The following is a 19,039-nucleotide window of genomic DNA, read 5'->3' as shown; positions in this document are numbered from 1 at the left end:
CCTTTAAAAGGAAGAGGCCGTTGGTTTAAAAGGAACTGGTGGGGTATTTATATAGAAAAAAGGATTAATGATTTTTCGATTATATAGGTCGGTTTATTAGTTTGTTTTATACTCCTCTTCTATTCGTTTTATATGTGCGAGGTTTCTTTCCAGTAATTCATTTAGTTCGTGATTAGAAAAGCAAGCTCCTAGATAGATCGTGTTTTCTGCTTCAAAGTCAAACGGTTCATTGTCTTCATTCACCACAATCTCAATTTTTCCTTGTGCATCTGTAGAGATTACTACATTGTATTTATCCATCAATCCTTTGAGCTCTTTTATGAATCTATATTCTTTGTTTGTTAATATTCTTTTCATGTCGGTTAGCTCTTTTGTTTTGCTATTCTTTTGTGTGGTAAAGTTCGTAATTATTTAACACATTACACGCTATTTGATGTATTCATTTTATTCTATTTGGCAGGTTGTAATATTCCTTTTATTCATATTATCACATCTATTCGTTTTTTTCGTATATTTGCTTCGAGCGAAACTTTTCATTTGTATATTTGTTGGATTTTAAAAAGAAAGAAAATAAAAATGGAAACAGAAGAATTGATTATTGGGAGAGTCCATCACGGACGCAATATACGTCGTACCCGTGTTGAAAAGAATATGAACCAGGAGGGTTTGAGTGAATTAGTACATCTCTCACAGCCTGCTGTTTCTAAATATGAGAAGATGAGAGTGATTGATGATGAAATGTTACAACGCTTTGCACGGGCGTTGAATGTGCCTTTCGATTATCTCAAGACTTTGGAGGAGGATGCACAGACGGTGGTGTTTGAGAATAATACGGTGAATGATTCGGAACAAAATACAGGTGGAGCAAAGATTAATATTGGTACTGTGAAATCCTACACAGAAGATACTGACAGTAGTAATGATAATCGAGTTAACAATTTCAATCCTATCGACAAAATCACCGAACTTTATGAGCGTCTTTTAAAAGAAAAGGATGAAAAGTATGCCGCTTTAGAACGTCGTTTGCAGCATATTGAAGAAAGTCTGCAGAAATAAAAAAACAGATAAATTGAAAGGAATCGCAAACTGAAAGGAATCGCAATATGATGAAACAAATACCTTATGGAATAACTGATTTTGAAGCAATAATCAAAGACAATTTCTATTATGTAGATAAAACGATGTTTATTGAGAAAATAGAAATGCAACCACGTTATCTGTTTCTGATTCGCCCTCGCCGATTTGGAAAGAGTCTGACTTTGGCAATGTTAGAAACCTATTATGATGTAAGTTACGCAGAGCAGTTTGACGAACTGTTTGGTCAGTTATACATAGGCCAGCATCCGACGAAACTTCACAATCAGTTTCTCATTATGCGGTTTAACTTTTCAGAAGTGAGTTCTAATGTCAATGAGGTTGAACAATCGTTTAAACTTCATTGCTGTAACAAGCTGAAGGACTTCGTGTACAAATACGAGCGTTTGCTTGGAAAAGAAATCTGGGAGATTCTGGATGAAGGTACACAAAAAGACCCCGGTGCTTTTTTATCGGCAATCAGCACCTATGCTAGCCGTAAAGGAAATCTCCGCATTTATTTGCTTATTGATGAATACGATAATTTCACCAATACCATTCTTTCAACCTACGGTACCGAGTTTTATAGAAAAGCAACGCATGGTGAAGGTTTCATTCGTGGCTTCTTTAACGTGATAAAATCCGCTACAACAGGAACAGGGGCTGCCCTTGAACGGTTGTTTATTACCGGGGTGAGTCCGGTAACGATGGATGATGTCACAAGTGGATTTAATATCGGAACTAATATAACGACTGATCCTTGGTTTAATGATTTGGTTGGCTTTAGTGAGAAGGAATTGCGTGAAATGCTGACATATTATAAAGAGGAGGGAGTACTTGAAGAATCTATAGATGAAATAGTTGCCATGATGAAACCTAATTATGACAATTATTGCTTTAGTGAAGATACATTGGAGCAGTGTATGTTTAATTCCGATATGACTCTTTATTTTCTGAAATCTTTTGTACTTCATCATAAAAAGCCTAAAGAAATTGTAGACCCCAATATTCGTACCGACTTCAACAAACTGACATACTTGATAAAGCTCGATCACGGATTGGGAGAGAATTTTTCTGTTATAAAAGAGATAGCCGAGCAGGGAGAGATTACTACTGACATCGTTACTCATTTTTCTGCATTGGAGATGACGGATCCTAGTAACTTCAAGTCTTTGCTATTCTATTTCGGGCTTCTCTCCATTAAAGGTGTAGATATGGTGGGAAGACCCATTTTGCATGTGCCGAATTTAGTTGTAAGAGAGCAGCTATTTAATTTCTTGATACAAGGCTACATCAAGCATGGCATCTTTAAAATTGATATGAACAAGATGAGTGCTTTATTTGAGAATATGGCTTTCAGGGGGGACTGGAAACCTTTGTTCGATTTTATTGCCGACGCTGTTCGTGAGCAAAGTCGTATTCGTGAATATATTGAAGGTGAAGCGCATATTAAAGGTTTCTTGCTTGCGTACTTAGGAATGTATCGTTATTACCAGCTCTATCCGGAATACGAATTGAATAAAGGCTTTGCAGACTTCTTATTCAGACCTAGTCCGTCGGTTCCTGTATTGCCTCCTTTCACTTATCTGCTTGAGGTGAAATATGCAAAAGCCGGTGCTTCGGAAAAAGAAATACGTGTCCTTGCCGATGAGGCACGTGGGCAGTTGCTTCGTTATAGCGAAGACGAACTGGTGGCAGAAGCCAGAGCAAAAGGTGGGCTGAAGTTAATAACGATTGTTTGGCGTAGTTGGGAGCTTGCCTTATTGGAAGAAGTAGCTCTTTCTTAAGAGACAAGTAGCATGCATGTTGCTATAGGGGGGTGGCTCATCTATTTTTCCCTGATTTTGAAACGTTGATGAATAAGGAGATCAGTTTTTCCTTTTAATGAATATCCCCTAATAAGTCTTGAGGAATAAAATTTGCCTCTGCTATGGATTTCCATAATAGAGGCAAACTTATTAACATGAGACTTAATTAAACAGTCCCTTGTTTTTTATGAATTTAACGAATCTTTTTTAGGACTTTAGAGAAGGAGTAAGGAAAACTTTCCTCTTCTGTTCCTCTGTTTAAATTGGGCTGACTTCCCATTTGGAAGTTGATGTTTCCTCCTTTTAATAAGTCTTCATGGTGTAGATAGTTCTTTTTATATTCTGTGCCGTTCAGATTCATTGTTTGAATATACATATTCTTCTTGTTGTTGTCGGTTGCCTGGATGATGAGGCTGTTACCGTTTTCAAGATGTAAGGTTGCTTTTTTAAAAAGAGGAGCTCCAACGACATATTCGTCGGTTCCCGGACATACGGGGTAAAAACCTAATGCGGAGAAAACATACCATGCCGAAGTCTGCCCGTTATCTTCATCTCCACAATATCCGTCAGGTCCCGGTGTGTACATTTTATCCATGACCTGGCGTAGCCAATACTGCGCTTTCCAGGGTTGGCCGGCATAGTTGTATAGGTAGATCATGTGTTGGATTGGTTGGTTGCCATGCGCGTAATTCCCCATATTCATGATTGTCATTTCACGAATCTCATGAATAACCTGCCCGTAATAACTTTCATCAAAGACAGGAGGTACGGAGAATACAGAATCCAGCATAGTGATAAACATATCTTTTCCTCCCATTAAGTCAATTAATCCTTGTGGATCGTGGAATACAGACCATGAGTAGTGCCAGCTGTTTCCTTCGGTAAATGCATCTCCCCATTTCAATGGTGAAAATGGAGATTGGAATGTTCCATCTTCATTTTTTCCTCGCATGAGCTTGGAGTCTTTATCGAATACATTCTTATAGTTCATTGCCCGTTTGGCAAAGAGCTGTATTTCTTTTTCCGGTCGCTTTAATTCTTTGGCTAATTGATAGATGCACCAGTCGTTGTAGGCATACTCCAAAGTTCTGGCAGTGTTTTCATTGATTTTTACGTCATAAGGGACATAGCCCAGCTTATTATAATATTCGTATCCGCGTCTTCCTGTGGAAGATACGGTGGGATGTACGCTCTTTGTTCCGTGTATTAACCCTTCGTACAAGGTTTTCACATCTTCTACTTTAATACCTTTTAAATAAGCATCTGCCAGTACGGAAGCCGAATTATTTCCTATCATACAGTCTCTGTGTCCGGGGCTGGCCCATTCGGGGAAGAATCCGCTTTCTTTGTAGGTATTGATGAGCCCTTCCTGCATTTCTTTATTCATCGACGGATACATCAGATTCAGTAATGGGAAAAGACACCGGAAAGTATCCCAAAATCCGGTGTCGGTAAACATATATCCCGGTAGAACTTGCCCGTTATAAGGGCTGTAATGAACAGGTTTTCCGGCTTCGTCCAGTTCGTAGAATTTTCGGGGGAAAAGTAACGAACGGTATAAGCAGGAGTAGAAAGTGCGGTATTGATCGAGGTTTCTTCCTTCCACTTCGATTTTTCCCAGTACCTGGTTCCATGCTTTCTGTCCCTTTTGTTTTATCTGCTCCAGATTGTCATTTCCTAATTCTTTCATATTCCTTGTAGCCTGTTCGAAGCTGATAAAGGAAGAAGCGATGCGTGCGTGTACTTGTTCTCCACGTTGAGTTTTAAAGCCTATAATGGCTCCTGCATGGTCAGTAGTCTGTTCGGTTGCATTTTCTTGAATACTTCCATTATTCACAGTGGCTTTATAGGTGAAAGGCTTATCGAATTGAATAATGAAATAGTTCTTGAAGTTTTCGGGAACTCCTCCGCTATTTCGTGTACTATAACCAATAATTTTGTTTTCTTCTGGGATAATCTGAATAAAAGAACCTTTGTCAAATGCATCGACTGCAATATACGAATGTTCGTTTTCCGGGAAAGTGAACCGGAAGAGAACAGCACGTTCGGTCGGAGACATCTCCGTGACAATATCGTATTCGGCCAGATACACCTTGTAGTAATAAGGAGTTGCTTCTTCTCCTTTGTGTCCGAACCAGCTAGCCCGCTTTTCTTCGTCGAATTCAGGTTTACCCACCATCGGCATAATGGAGAACTGTCCGTAATCGTTTATCCATGGGCTGGGCTGATGGGTTTGTTTGAATCCACGGATTTTATTGGCTGTATAGACATATTGCCATCCGTCTCCCATTTTTCCGGTTTGTGGCGTCCAGAAATTCATTCCCCAAGGGCGGGCAATGGCAGGGTAGGTGTTACCTGTTGATAATTCAAAAGATGATTGTGTTCCCATTAACGGATTAACGTATTGTGTCCAGTCTTTGGACTGGGCAAGAAGCGTGCAGCTAAGCACTAAAAATAATAACCAACATTTCTTCATAATTTTCTTTTTGAGTTTATAGCTTGCGAAGTAATCACAGCGTTTTCATGTGTTGCCAACGTTGAATGTTCCAACGGGTTGAGACATGACAAAAGTATAGCTTCGTGGTTAAGGTCGTGGTTAAAATCGTGGTTAATGCGATGGCTAATAGGCGCTTTTTTTATTAACCCCGCTAAAGAAACTATCGCAAAAGTGTTTTTTTACTATGTTATTCAACTATCTATGTGAAATAGACAAATATACCTTACTGTTATTATTTGTATTAGTGTCCTTTTTTTGTCGAACCATGTATGTGCTCAAGGCTTAAAATTTCAGAGAGACGAAAATTCGATTGAAAACAGAACCTCATACAATGATTTTGTCTATAAAAGTCGCATGTTTAAAGACCGGCTTGATATTGCCATTGACTATGCGTCCACCCTGTAGGGAGGAAATAAGATAATAAAGGCATGAATCAACATGCCTTTATTATTCTCTTTATTCATTTTGCAGTAGTTTGTAATTCAAAGACATGTGTGCCTGGTTCCAAAGCAACTGTACGACTGTCTTTTATATTAGCAGGCATTGTGAATGTTGCTGTACAGTTAGCAGGAATTGTCACTTCATAAATAATCTTTTTCCCTTTACGTTTCCAATTGGAAACAATCAGACCACTTGGCGATTGATAACTGATGTTGGCGTAATTTAGCCCTTTTACGAAATGGGGGGCAAGAAGAATATGCCTGAATCCAGGGTGTTCGGAGTCCGGTTTGATTCCTCCTAAAGCTTTATAGAACCATGTTCCAATCTCTCCGAACATCATGTGATTATCTGAAAATTCACCTGCGCCTTGGTAATCCCAGTTCTCTACCAGTGCCGTTGCTCCGTTGCTAATCCACCATCCCCAGGAAGGATAGTCTTTTTGAGCAGCTACCTGAAAAGCCAGATCGGCATAACCATTTTCACTTAAAGCATTCAACAATGCTTTGCAACCTAATACTCCTACATCTACATGACATCCATCTTTCTGTACTTTGTTCGCAAGATTTGCGGCTACTTTGGCTTTCATATCTTCCGGAACCACTCCCCACATAAGTGGAACACTTAATTCTGTCTGACTGCCTCCGGCATATATGCCAGTGTCCCGGTTCAGGTATTTCTTGTTAATCGCTTCTTTGATATTTTCAGCTAAAGCAGTGTATTTTTCGTAGTCATCCTGTTTCCCGAATAGCTTGGCCGCATGTGCCAATATGTTGGTATCTACATAATAATAAACGGAAGAAGTTAGTTCTTTGGATGATAGTGTTTTGACAGGCACCCAGTCTCCGCGTCCCCAATCACTTAAATATTGCGGACTATTACGATCTACATAATCTACATACCTTTTGATGTTTTCGTAACAGTCTTCCAGTAGTTTACTGTCTCCATAGAATAAATAGACATTCCAGGGAATAAGTGCGATTGTACTTGTCCAGTCAAGTCCGTTCTCTGTTCCATATCCCCATCCCGATGTCGGAATAATATCAGGGAGAACCCCGTTGGGTTGTTGTTCATCCCGATGATCTGCAAGCCACTTTTCATAGATAGTCAGTGCGTCATAGTTATACAATCCTGCTTCTATTCCCAGATGTCCGTCTCCTGTCCAACCGTTCTTTTCCCTTTGTGGGCAATCGGTAGGATATCCGAATAAATTAGAAAGATAAGATACATTTGTAGCCTTCCATATTTTATTAATGATTGGATCGGAGGTAGTTACATTTCCTACTTCCGGTACATCATTATGCATGAAATAACCGGTCAGGCATTCTTTCTTTAATTCCGTCGGCTCACTACATGACACTTCCACATACCTGAATCCTTTATAATTGAATTTAGGCATAAAGGTGTCTTTCCCTTTTCCGGAAAGGATATAAGTATCGGTTTGAAATAAATCCTCTTCATCCGTCGGACGATGGAAATTGCTGATACGCCCCAAATCTACTCTGCCGTTTGGTGAGAGCCGTTCGGCATGTATCAGCCGGACAATCGTTCCTGCTTTTCCTTCAATTTTCAGTTGTGTAACTCCTGCTATATTTCTTCCCAAATCGAATACATAGAGTGAATCATTCAATTTATTCATGTATTGTGCCGGGATTGTTTCTACATTCCGGATAGGATATAACTGTTGAGCCACTATATGCTGTGACGGAGCAGAACAAAGATTGACATTGTTCCACTGCGAATCATCAAAATTTGCGGAGTTCCATCCTGGTTGAGCCTTATTAGCATCTTGGTTTTCACCGGTATAGATGTTATTGCGGATGATGCTTCCCCCTGATGTCCTCCAATCCAATCCGGTAGAGACGACTTCCGTAGTATTGTCATCGTAAGTGAGACGTAAATCTAAACAGAAAGTGGGACGATTTCTCCAGGGAGCATCGGCGAAGCCCCATACTCCCAATGCTTGGTGATTGTACCAACCATTTCCCAAAATAACGCCGATTGCGTTTTTCCCTTTCCGGATATGAGATGTTACATCATACGTTACATATAATATTCTCCGGTCATATCGGGTGAACATAGGATCCAGCCTATGATTTCCAACCTTTTCTCCATTAAGAAAGAGTTCATACAAACCACCTACTGCTATATAGGCACGGGCAACCTTAACAGGTTTGCCCGAATGAAAAACTTTACGAAAATAAGGTGCAGGGTGATGTTCTTTCGATTGTCGGTCGGTGATCCAAGCTCCTTGCCAGTTGTCGACTTTCATCATACCGGTTTCGAAAGCCTGTATTTTCGAACTTGTTTGAAGGGTATCTGGTTGCTCTTCTACCTGTACTTTCCAGAAATAACGTGTAAAGGGGAGGAGCTTGTTTCCTTGATAGTGGGATAGCGTGCAATCTGATTCGACTATTCCGCTATCCCAACTATTTCCTTTACCTTGAGCGACAGCGAGAGAATCAGTCCCTACGATGATGCGGTATGAATGTTGTGTCACTCCTTGCCGGGAACTTTGGAGTTTCCAGGAAAAACGTGGATGGGTAGCATCTATTCCTAGTGGATTTACTAGATGTTCGCATTGCAAGTCGGTAGGTGTCATGGCTTCCTGCGCTCCTATTCCTACCATTCCATACAAGGAGCCGAGAAGGATAACAACGATTCGTTTCATCAGTTCACTCTTTATTTTCAATGATTTTATTTTAAAGTATTAATATATTGTTGGGTCTCTTCCGGATAATACTGCATCCGGATGCGCCAGATTAGCTCTTGTACAGACACCACTTTAAAATCATCGCCCAGATGACGTTCTACCAGTTTGGCTGCACTCGCTCCCTTCAGGTTACCTGTGTTCTGCGGGTTCATTTCCGAAGTTTCGCTTGGGTTTTGTCCCATATCATTGAAGTTACTCCATGCATGAAGTGAAATGACAGAGAATGTCTGTCCGTTCGTCTGGGCATTCTCTTTCATTAGTCTGGCAAGATACGCCGGAGAACCTTCGTTGCGCATATTGTTACCCTCATGGTTCCATAAAGCATAATGGGCGGTGATAACAGGTATGTGGAGTCCGTCTTTATTTGTCAGCCAATATGTTTTTCCTCCTCACTGCCTCCCCTTGCTTCCATGCGAGACAGCTCATTGTTCCAGTTCTCAACCGCTTCCTGCCGGATTTTATCGAAGTCTTTCGCTGCGATTTCCTGCTTGTAGTTGTTTTCTGCCCCTACCATGTCGACAAATGAAATACCGACTTTCATGGTTACTTCTTCATTTTCTTCTGTTGCAAACTCTGTGAAAAAGCCGATATGTTTACCTTCTATTTCATTAACGTCTTTAATAATTGGCGCCTGGCTTACTTGCTGCAGATAGGAATCACTTATTACATCATCTTTCTTACGGTTCCAGTCATCCGGAATCTCTGCATTCCAGAAACCGTAGTGATTCAGTGGTTTGCTGAATACAGCGTAAAAATAGACTGTATAATCCGCTTTCCCATCACCATTTCCCCAACCGCCTCCTTCAGGAGTACACTTCATCCAGCCACGAATGGCGTGTTTATCTTTAACCTGAATGTATTGGGTAGTGGAAGTGCCTCCAACCCGTCGTGCCAGATCAATCTGGATACGGGATTGAGAGTTGGCAGGATAGGTAAACCGGAGAATACCACTATGTGAGGCGGCTGTTGCTTCCGCCTTGATGTTATAATCGGTCAGTGTAGCACAATAATAACCGGCGGAAGCTTCTTCCGAACTTTTGTCATACAACGAGCGGTATCCTTGGATGGAACCGTCTTCACGTCCTGCGATCAGCTGAAGCTTACCGGTAGTAGGCATAGTCAAGAAATTCCCCAAATCGCCATACCAGCCTACACCACTCATTTGTGTAAAGGCGAATCCCTCTATCGTTTTATGTTCATAGCTGTATCCGGAAGAATTATCTCCACCAGTAATGGTTTGAGGACTTACCTGAACCATGCCGTAGGGAGTTGTTGCTCCCGGAAAGGTTTTACCCATTCCATGATAAGTTCCGGCTAATCCGGTACTTGTGCTCGCTCCGATAAACGGATTGACATATTGCGACGGATTGGCTAATCTTTCATTACTACAACTCACTAGTAAGAAGGAAGCGACGATTACGCTGATAATATACCTCATTGTTCTCATTATTTATCTTTCTGTTACTACCATTCGATGCTGACTGCAATTCCGTCAGGATGATTCTCGCAAGAAAGCAGACAAGTTTTACTGCTTGCATCCCATTTCCATTCCGCAGTCGACTGAAGTCTGTTGTCATTATTCGTGACTGTGCAACTCTTTGGGTGTGCGGGTAATAGGATACGCATCATTCCGGATGTATTCACAGGAGCTTTTCCTGTGAATGAATAAGTGTGCGCAGTACTTTTTTCATCGTATATCCTGCAGGAAGATGCTAGAACCTGGCTTTTCTTCTTTTTATCCACTCGATCCATGTCAATCAGTAAAGCCTGTGTACCGGAGGAAACTTCTTTTATTTCCAATACAGGTAATTGGGGATCAAAAAGGTCGATGTATTTCCCTTTTGCGATATACGGTTCATTAGTCACGCTTTCATCCAGTACTGCAATAATCTTATACATTCCTCGTTCAAGCACGAAAGAATTTTTAAAACAAAGAGATTCTTTCGTTTTCTTCTGGTAGAGGGTGGATACTGTTTTTACCAACTCTTCATCACCTCCGGCAGATAATACATATTCTTTCGGGTCGTTCCGGAGAATAAATACAGTTCCTTTTCCATACTTGTATTCTCCTGTTTGTGGAAAAGCTGTCATCTCCATCATTTCAAAGAGATGAGCGGAAGGATTTAGATAAGATTGGTTTCCTGTATTCCACCATTCCTGAACAGACTGAAATGGATCATTATCCCGGCCACTGTATACAAGTATGCCTCCTTGATGTACCCATTGAGAAATAAATTTATGGGCGTCCGGTGACATCGGTTTCATGTTCGAATAGGACATAAGAAGAATCTTCAGTTCTTTCCAGGTTTCGGGATATTCCACATTTTCTATATGTACGGTAGATACCGGTACTCCACGTTTCAGAAAAGGAAGAACTTGTCCTAAAAAGTTGGATAGATATGGATCGCTATACCCGGCATGTTCCGGAAAACGCTGGAACATTAATGAGTTGCTCATCAATGCGCCGATTCCTTTGTTGCCGCTGACTTGATTATCAGATACAGGCATATGGTTCAGTGCATTAATCATAATCTGCATCTGGGTGGAATAATGGCGCGGAATTCGGATACGTTCGTCGCTATTGGCGCTTGCCCGATACCAACCCTCGTAGATTCGTTCCGGCCAAGGCATGATCTCATAGTTAGAGATACGGGGATAAAGCAGTTGTGCTGTAAAGGTAGCCTCGTAATTCTTTTTATAGTCACTCCAATCCCGTGGCTGGTCTTCGATCGGATCAGTCAGGAAAGTCATCTTACGTCCTGTAGGTGCTGTCATTGATTCCATGGAACCATATTCGACGAAGGCAGTTTCGAACACCCGTTCTTTTTGGATACCGCTGTAGAAATTAGGTTCCCGTGAAGTACCTGTCCATACCTGTGCGATGTATCCGTCCACACAATCCAAAGATGCGAGGCTGGCCTCCGGACTTACAATCATCCATTGAGAATAATTGAGAAGCGAATGAGTAGGCACATAGCAACGTACATTCATCCCTTTACTTCTACCATATTCTTTAGCGTAAGTGAATACCTCCTTCAAAGCATGATAATACAACTGGTATTTCAACTTATTCGACAAATAGGTATTATTCGGCGATTCATGTTGAGGCTGCCAATCAAAACCATAATATTTCTTCCATTCCCGTTTGAAAGCCTCGCTGTATCCACCACGTGCCCAGAATTCGGGCTCTTCCATATAGATGGCATCAATGCCTGCATCAATGGCCTTCTTTACATGTGCTTCTTTTATATAGGCCAGATAATTCTCTGTAGGAACAATGTAGGGCACTTGATGTCCGTGCCAGATAGTATCTCCTTCTTGCCTCACTTGTCCTTCGTCCATGTGAGGTACTCCGTCCCATTTTCCGGTAAAATAGCCCTGATATTCTCCCCAGGCGATCCCTGTCATGAAATGAGTGGTATATCCGCGATCGCGCCAGGAGTGTACACGTTGTGCAAAAGGTACGGTCCGCGTTTTGTCGGTCGGATTTCCATTGATTCCATATATGATGGCGATATCTCCTCTGTTATCCAGTGTCGGACGCCACGGCTGCGATGTCTGAAACATCGTTTGCTCTTTGGAATGTTGTGCAATACAACTTATACCACCGAAAGAGAATATACAAAACAGAATAAAACTACTTTTCAATACCATAATTTTTTGTTTAAGGTAGGTTTGCCCGGTGTTTTACTACCAGAGCAAACCACTGTCATCCATTTATTTTAGATTTACCCATTGAAAATTTCCTTTCAAAGAAGCGAAATACCTTCCTGTCAAATCTTCGACATTGTTGAAATCATCAGGGAGTCTGTTGAAAGGCCATCCGCACACCAGATCAGATTCGTCTCCGGTTACCAACAACTGATATTGAGCCAGTTTCTTAATATCCGATTCAGATTTGGCAGATTTCCAAATGTGGAAGTGCTTAATATATCCTTCTACTTTACGATCTCCCTTAATACCACTGACCGGATCCATTTGACCGAATGCCACCATTGCTGTATTTTCGAGAGTATTGGAGGTATAATTTCCTGCCATATCTGATTTTGCCCGTGTTGTCTTGAGTTCACCGTTCAGGTAGATTTTGCAGATGATCGGGCTACCGCTGCCGTTAGTTTCTCCGTTGAAACCTTTCTCATTCATTACGGCTGCAAAATGTACCCATTCGTTGAGCGTGTTGAATTCGAATCCTGGTTCCATCAAGTTCCAGTTATCGGAAGCATAACTCATACGTAATGATTTTTGGTCGAACAGATTTACGCACCAGCCTTTGCGATAATGGTTCGGATCGTTGTCATCTCCTTTCTCCACAAAGGTAGAAATGACGGAACCAAAACCTTCTTGAGATTTTACTTTCATCCAAAGTTCGATAGTGAAAGTCTGTTGTCCTTCCGAGCCAAAACGGGAGAAATTAGGACTGACTCCAAAATCAATATATCCGCCTTGATGACCATTCACATAAAGTTCGTAATCTTCGTTAGGATCCACATAGTCGGTAGTGCGGATGCTTTCTTTGAAATTGGAGATAGCCCGTTTGGTTTCTGCCAGTAGTTGCTCAAACTTACTTTTGGCAGGCTCCACATAACTTCCGTTTGACAGGTTCTCTATGACTTGTTCCAGTTTCTCAATGGCGCTATTAAGAATATCTTTACTTTCTTCGGGATACATTCCCTGTTGGAGACCATAAGGAGAATCGTCTCTTAATGCTGCCATTTCACTAATCTGCTCTTGAAACTTAGTAACATAAGTATTTATCATATCTTGCTCCGAACTATTTTTGTCATCGTCCGAACATGCCGAGAAAGATAAGGATACTACCATTGATAACATGAACATCAGAGTCATGTACCAGTTTGTATTATATCGTTTTTCCATATACGTTCTGTTTTTCATTTTATTAATTAATCCCATCCGGTGTTTTGTACCAGATTTCTGTTTATGTTCAAGTCTTTCTGCGGAAGCGGGAAAAGATAATGCTTCTTTTCGAAGATGCGGTCTTCTACTTTCGTACGTACAAAGAAGTCGTTACCGTCTTTATTGATATTCATTCCATGAATCGCTTTACTTTCTGTTTCTTCGGCAATACACCATCTTCTCACGTCAAAATAGCGTTGAGTTTCGAATGAAAGTTCTACACGGCGTTCATCTCTGATGGCTTGACGCATATCTGCCGGAACGGGAATTTGTCCATTACCATTTCCATATTGAGGGATTCCGGCACGTTCGCGAATCAGGTTCAGATAAACGAGAATGTCCGGATTACCAGGATCACTTTCATTTAATGCTTCAGCGTAATCCAGATAAATCTGGGCTAAACGGATTAAAATACAAATGCGGTCGCTTACATCCCATTCAGCCAGCGGAGCTGATTTGCGTACTATATATCCCGTCTTCGAGTAGTCGTTAGAGTTACCTACCCCACGACCGGAATTACCACTATATTGCAGACTTGTATAAACCACTCCGTCACTTTCATTCAACCACTTCTGTCCGTCAAATGTGATATCGGCATAGAATCTCGGTTCACGTCCTACCCATGCTTTTAGTGCTCCTTTAGGAGCAAATATGCGTTTGGTTACAGGGTCCAGATAATCGGAAGACGAGAAACCATTATCTTCGTAGCCTGAAGCCGTGTTGATAACAGGAGTTTTATTATCCGATTCATATCCGTTAATCGGTTTCAATCCGTTGGCCATGAAGTAAGAATCCACCATTTCCTGGGTAGCAGCCATACTACTGGAGGCACTGACACTACTGGGTAGTCCGAAATGTTTCGGAGTTCTTTCGTAATGAATATCTGACGCTTTCACTCTTTCTCTGAAAAAGATCATTTCGGCAGCCGAACCGGATGAAACATTCAGCATTTCTGAAATGTAACCTCTTACAGCTTCGCGATAAGACAAATAAGGATCTAATACACCGTTTGTCTTGATACGGCAGAGATCATAACCATTACCGACATAACGGTCTATAAATTCTTTCGCATCATTGGCTGCATCTGCCCATAACTGCTTCTTTTGTTCTTCACTGTAAGCGGGGAATAGTTTTTTTCCATCTTTGTTGGTTAATCCCGCATAGTATGGGTTACTTCCGTTGAAGAGATCACTGGCTGCCAACATTCTGGTTTGAAGGATGAATGTTTGCGCAATGGCTCTGTCAATATGTCCCAGACCATTATATTTTGAACTTAACGTTTTTGAGAGTTTGATATTGTCTATCAATCCTTCTCTTTTGGCTTCCTGCAGTTGAGTAATAATGTAATTGACTACTTCTTCCACACTGTTACGTGAGATTTGCAGGCTTTCTGCAGAAGCATTTTCCGAGATTACTTCCTCCAGGATAGGAACAGGCCCATATAACCGGAAGAGATAATAATAATAAATCGCTCTTAACGCTTTGGCTTCGGCCGTCCACTGGTCATAGTCTCCCGGTGACAAATTGGGACACCGGTAAAGGTTCTCTATAAATAAGGTGGCTGAACGTATTCCTTTGTAGTACTTATACCAATAATCATAAACGAAACTGGATTCAGGAGTATAGGAAGCATTGTTTATTTGTTGTGTTTCGCAGAAATCCCATGCAAATTCAGCTTCGTCACATCCTGCTACCCATGCACCGGAAGTGCCTTGAGTATTAACACCGTTGGCAGAGTTTCGCTGACGAAACTCATCTGGTAGATAAGTGTACACAGAGGCTAAGTATTTCAAAGCCCCTTCGCGGGTTTCGAATATCTTCTCCAGAGAGAGCATGTCTTTCTCGGGCACCTGGTCGAAATAATCATTACAAGATGTTATTGTAAGTAATAACAGTATTAATGTACTCCAATTTATATATATCTTTTTCATATCTGTCTGCTTTTAAAAACTGAAATTAAGTCCTATCGTATATGCCGTCGTATTCGGATATTTGTTACCGTCATTCGTTCCCAGTTCAGGGTCCCACAGTTTCCAGCCGGAGATGGTAAACAGGTTGGTTCCCATCATATAGACACTTGCATTTTTGATATTCAATTTGTGGCATAAAGTCTCGGGGATACGATATGAAAGTTGCAGGCTTTTCAAACGGAAGAAACTCATATCTTTTAACCACCAGGTGCTGTTTACATAGTTATTCTGATTTCCCGGTGCATCGTTACCATAAGAAAGGCGGGGATAGAATGCATTCTGGCTAGGATTATTTTCTGTCCAGCGGTCGTCGATATTACTGAAAACATTTCCAGCGGAAGAATTATTGAAGGCATGCACAAATCCGGAAATCAAACGGTCGGCTTTGGCAGTTCCCTGGAATAATGCTCCAATAGAGAAAGCTTTGTAATCAAGGTTGAATCCGAATCCATAGTTAATCTTGGGAATATCTCCGTTTCCTATCCAGGAAATATCATCATCATTGATAGTGCCGTCTCCATTCAGGTCTTTGTACTTGATATCACCGGCACGCACTTGGTTCAAGCCTACCTTATACGGAGTAGGGAAAGGTTGTGCCGTATTTTGTCTTTGCGCTTCCGGCAATGCCAGCCAGTTCTTTATGGCGTCGATATCCTGTTGCGTATATAGTCCGTTGGCGGTAAAGCCTTCCAGAGCTTTCAGGCTATGTCCCTCTCTGTTTCTCCAGGGAAACTTTTTGTCAGGAGTGTCATCATCCACCCAGACCACATCCGTATAGGTGAAATTACCTCTTACGGTCAGTGCCAGGTCTTTATTGAATTGCTTGAAATATTCCAGTGACAGGTCGTATCCTTTTGTTCTAGTTTTACCTACGTTGCCATAAGGTGTTTCCTGGAATCCGGCGAATCCGGGTAGGGAGTTGGTGCGGTTTAATAGAATTTGCTTTCTATTTTCCTTGTAGAAGTCAACGGTAACGGATAGTTCGTCACGGAAAAATTTCAAGTCGATACCTAAATCCTGCTTGTGAGCAATTTCCCAAGTTAAGGGAGTAGCTGGGTTTTTAATGCGGACTCCGTCAACCCCGACGTTGCTACCGAAAGTATCCCCATAGTCAGCCGCCCAGTCATATTGGTCAATATACATAAAACGTCTGGCTGCACCGTCCACGTCGCTGCTACCGACACGGCCGTTTGTATAGCGTACCTTCATGAATGAAAATACATTTTGAATCGGTTCCCAGAATTTCTCGTTGGAGAGTACCCAGCCGACACCGAATGCAGGGAAAGTACCGAAGCGTTTGCTTTTAGGGAAGTTCTCCCCACCATTGTATCCGATATTGAATTCGGCAAAATAACGGTCGTGCCATGAATAAGTAGCCCGGCCGGCAATACCTTGCAGGCGATAAGGTAATGAACCAATAAAATCACCGGCGTCATTGATGGTTTTGCTTTGTTGGGTATATACGAACATTGCTCCTACACGATGCTTACCGAATACGCGGTCGTAATTCAGGGAAGCTTCGAGATTATCTTTGCGATAACCACCGAAAGTTCCACTGAAAGCTAGGGCATTACTACCCTGATCCCAAGTAGTTTTTAAGATGGGATTTCCGGCTGCATCATACGGTTCACCTGTGCGGTCGGCGAAGTAATATGTATTTTCTCTTTTTGTATAAGAGGATTCACGACGATTGGAAACGTCGTATGCATACATGACACTTAATTTTAACCCTTCGGTCAGCATACTTAAATCTTGGGTCAATCGTACATTCGCCATGATTTTATTATCCATCGTTTTGCGGTATCCTGTTTTAGTAGCTTCTGCATACGGATTGCGGTTACCACCTTGCGTGTGGAGTCCCGGAACATATTCTACTCCATTAGCACGAAACATCACCGGGTACAAAACCGGGTTAACTTCGATGGTTGAGGAAAAAATCGATTCGGTATTAACTCCCGGATAATTACCATTCCCCAAATGTCCCTGTGCTCCGATTTCTACGGTAGTTGAACTGGTGACTTTCATAGACAGATTGGTGAGGAAGTTGTACCGGTCATAATTGATGCCCGTATTATAATTCTCATAATCATTTTCCCGTACCATTCCTTTTTCGTTGAAATAGCTGATAGAAGCATAGAATTGTGCCATTTGGCTACCTCCCCGTATATTTGCATTGACGCGTCGCTGATGTCCCCAATCTTTGAATACTACTTTTTGCCAGTCTACGTTCGGATATAGAAGCGGGTCCATACCCGATTCTGTATTTTTAATGTAAGAGGGCAGATACATTGGCGATAACCCGTCGGTGGTTAATGCCTCGTTGGCTGTATTCATATAAGTGATACCATCAGCGAATTTAGGCTGTTTGGTGAATTGGGTAAAACTTTCGTAATAGTCTACATTGACTACTGGCTTGCCTATGATACCCGGTTTTGTTTTTACGATAACCACTCCATTTGCACCACGTACACCATACACAGCAGTAGCGGACGCATCTTTAAGTACGGTAATAGATTCTATATCTCCCGGATCGATATCATTGAACGGACGTTCCACTCCGTCCACAATCATCAGCGGGTTCGAATTGTTGGGCGTGGAATATCCTCGAATCCATATATCCGATGCATCCTTTCCCGGTTCTCCCGTACGCTGAACGGCAATAACGCCAGACAATCTACCCACCAAAGCGGAAGTCAGACTTGCGGAAGGCATTTTTATATCCGATACTTTCAATGAGGATTGCGAACCGATAGAGCTGATTTTCCGTTGTTGGCTATAACCTACCACTACCAGTTCATCCATTTCATTAATAGTTTCTTCCATGATAATGTCGTAAACGGAAGCACTACCGATATTGATTGTGACAGGATTGAATCCAATATAGGTAAATGCGACCTGTGGATTTTTATCTGATACATTCAATGTATATAGTCCGTCCAAATTAGAGATCGTTCCATTTTGAGTACCTTTCTCCATTACATTAACGCCAGGCAGTGGCTCACCTTCTTTATTAGTGACACGTCCTGTTATTCTTTTCGTTTTCGTCTGATTTTGCCATACGATCTCGCTGTCTGATTTGCCTTCCTTCTTTTCCGTCTTTTCTGATGCGGATGAAGGAATGCTTAAAAACATCAACAACAGAACCATTAAGGAACTTTTTGTCGAACAGGGTTTTAATGCATTTCTCATACAAGGTTAATTCAATTAATTATTTGACTACATTTCTTTTGTTATGAATCACTTTTCAGTGTTTTCATGTGTTGCCAACGTTGACTGTCCCAACCGGTTGAGACATGACAAAAGTATAGCTTCGGGGTTAAAGTCGTGGTTAAAATCGGATTAATGCGGCGGTTAATGGGGGCTTTTTTTGTTAACCCCGCTAAAGAAACTATCGCAAAAGTATTCTTTTTATTATGTTATTCAACTCTAAAAATATATCTTTGTTCCGCATGAATCTATAAGATCAGTCATCATCTATGTGGAATAGACAAATATACCTTACTGTTATTGTTTGTATTGGTGTTCTTTTTTTGTCGAATCATTTATGTGCTCAAGGCTTAAAATTTCAGAGAGACGAAAATTCGATTGAAAACAGAACCTCATACAATGTCTTTGCCTATAAAAG

At 41.3% G+C, this 19,039-nt stretch carries 10 protein-coding genes and 1 pseudogene; 2 read left to right on the top strand and 9 right to left on the bottom strand.

Going from position 1 to position 19,039, the window contains the following annotated elements; genetic code table 11:
• Positions 1-96: 96 nt before the first annotated feature.
• Positions 97-357: a hypothetical protein gene (locus DXB58_RS06775; RefSeq protein ID WP_117937111.1), complete on the bottom strand. Its 261-nt coding sequence runs from the start codon at positions 355-357 to the stop codon at positions 97-99.
• Positions 358-576: 219 nt separating this feature from the next.
• Between DXB58_RS06775 and DXB58_RS06770 the strand changes: the two genes are divergently transcribed.
• The gene (locus DXB58_RS06770) at positions 577-1,056 is read left to right on the top strand and encodes a helix-turn-helix domain-containing protein (RefSeq protein WP_122136311.1); all 480 of its coding nucleotides are present in this window, start codon (positions 577-579) and stop codon (positions 1,054-1,056) included.
• Between the two features lie 47 nt (positions 1,057-1,103).
• Positions 1,104-2,861 carry an ATP-binding protein gene (locus DXB58_RS06765; protein WP_122136310.1) on the top strand — a complete coding sequence of 586 codons (1,758 nt, stop codon included), beginning with the start codon at positions 1,104-1,106 and terminating at the stop codon, positions 2,859-2,861.
• Between the two features lie 214 nt (positions 2,862-3,075).
• On the opposite strand, the gene DXB58_RS06760 is transcribed toward DXB58_RS06765, so the two are convergent.
• The 8 genes and pseudogenes from DXB58_RS06760 to DXB58_RS06725 all read right to left on the bottom strand — a co-directional run bounded on the left by DXB58_RS06760 (position 3,076) and on the right by DXB58_RS06725 (position 18,603).
• Positions 3,076-5,358, bottom strand: coding sequence for a GH92 family glycosyl hydrolase (locus DXB58_RS06760; RefSeq protein ID WP_122136309.1), 2,283 nt, complete (start codon positions 5,356-5,358; stop codon positions 3,076-3,078).
• A gap of 481 nt (positions 5,359-5,839) precedes the next feature.
• On the bottom strand, positions 5,840-8,488 hold the full coding sequence (locus DXB58_RS06755) for an alpha-L-rhamnosidase (RefSeq protein ID WP_122136308.1): 2,649 nt from the start codon (positions 8,486-8,488) through the stop codon (positions 5,840-5,842).
• A 26-nt stretch (positions 8,489-8,514) separates the two neighbouring features.
• Positions 8,515-8,826, bottom strand: a complete 312-nt coding sequence (locus DXB58_RS06750; protein WP_199487930.1) for a hypothetical protein — start codon at positions 8,824-8,826, stop codon at positions 8,515-8,517.
• A 77-nt stretch (positions 8,827-8,903) separates the two neighbouring features.
• A pseudogene (locus DXB58_RS06745) lies at positions 8,904-9,968 on the bottom strand (glycoside hydrolase domain-containing protein); the annotation flags it as partial.
• Positions 9,969-9,994: 26 nt separating this feature from the next.
• Positions 9,995-12,184 (bottom strand): hypothetical protein, encoded by a 2,190-nt coding sequence (locus tag DXB58_RS06740; protein WP_122136307.1) that lies wholly within the window; start codon positions 12,182-12,184, stop codon positions 9,995-9,997.
• Between the two features lie 63 nt (positions 12,185-12,247).
• Positions 12,248-13,405, bottom strand: a complete 1,158-nt coding sequence (locus DXB58_RS06735; RefSeq protein ID WP_009000215.1) for a DUF4972 domain-containing protein — start codon at positions 13,403-13,405, stop codon at positions 12,248-12,250.
• Between the two features lie 26 nt (positions 13,406-13,431).
• Positions 13,432-15,375, bottom strand: a complete 1,944-nt coding sequence (locus tag DXB58_RS06730; protein ID WP_122136306.1) for a RagB/SusD family nutrient uptake outer membrane protein — start codon at positions 15,373-15,375, stop codon at positions 13,432-13,434.
• A 12-nt stretch (positions 15,376-15,387) separates the two neighbouring features.
• Positions 15,388-18,603, bottom strand: coding sequence for a TonB-dependent receptor (locus DXB58_RS06725; RefSeq protein ID WP_122136305.1), 3,216 nt, complete (start codon positions 18,601-18,603; stop codon positions 15,388-15,390).
• Positions 18,604-19,039: the final 436 nt, after the last annotated feature.

The organism is Bacteroides sp. OM05-10AA (genome assembly GCF_003439055.1).
Classification (GTDB): domain Bacteria; phylum Bacteroidota; class Bacteroidia; order Bacteroidales; family Bacteroidaceae; genus Bacteroides; species Bacteroides intestinigallinarum.
This window is presented reverse-complemented; position numbering and strand designations above follow the sequence as displayed.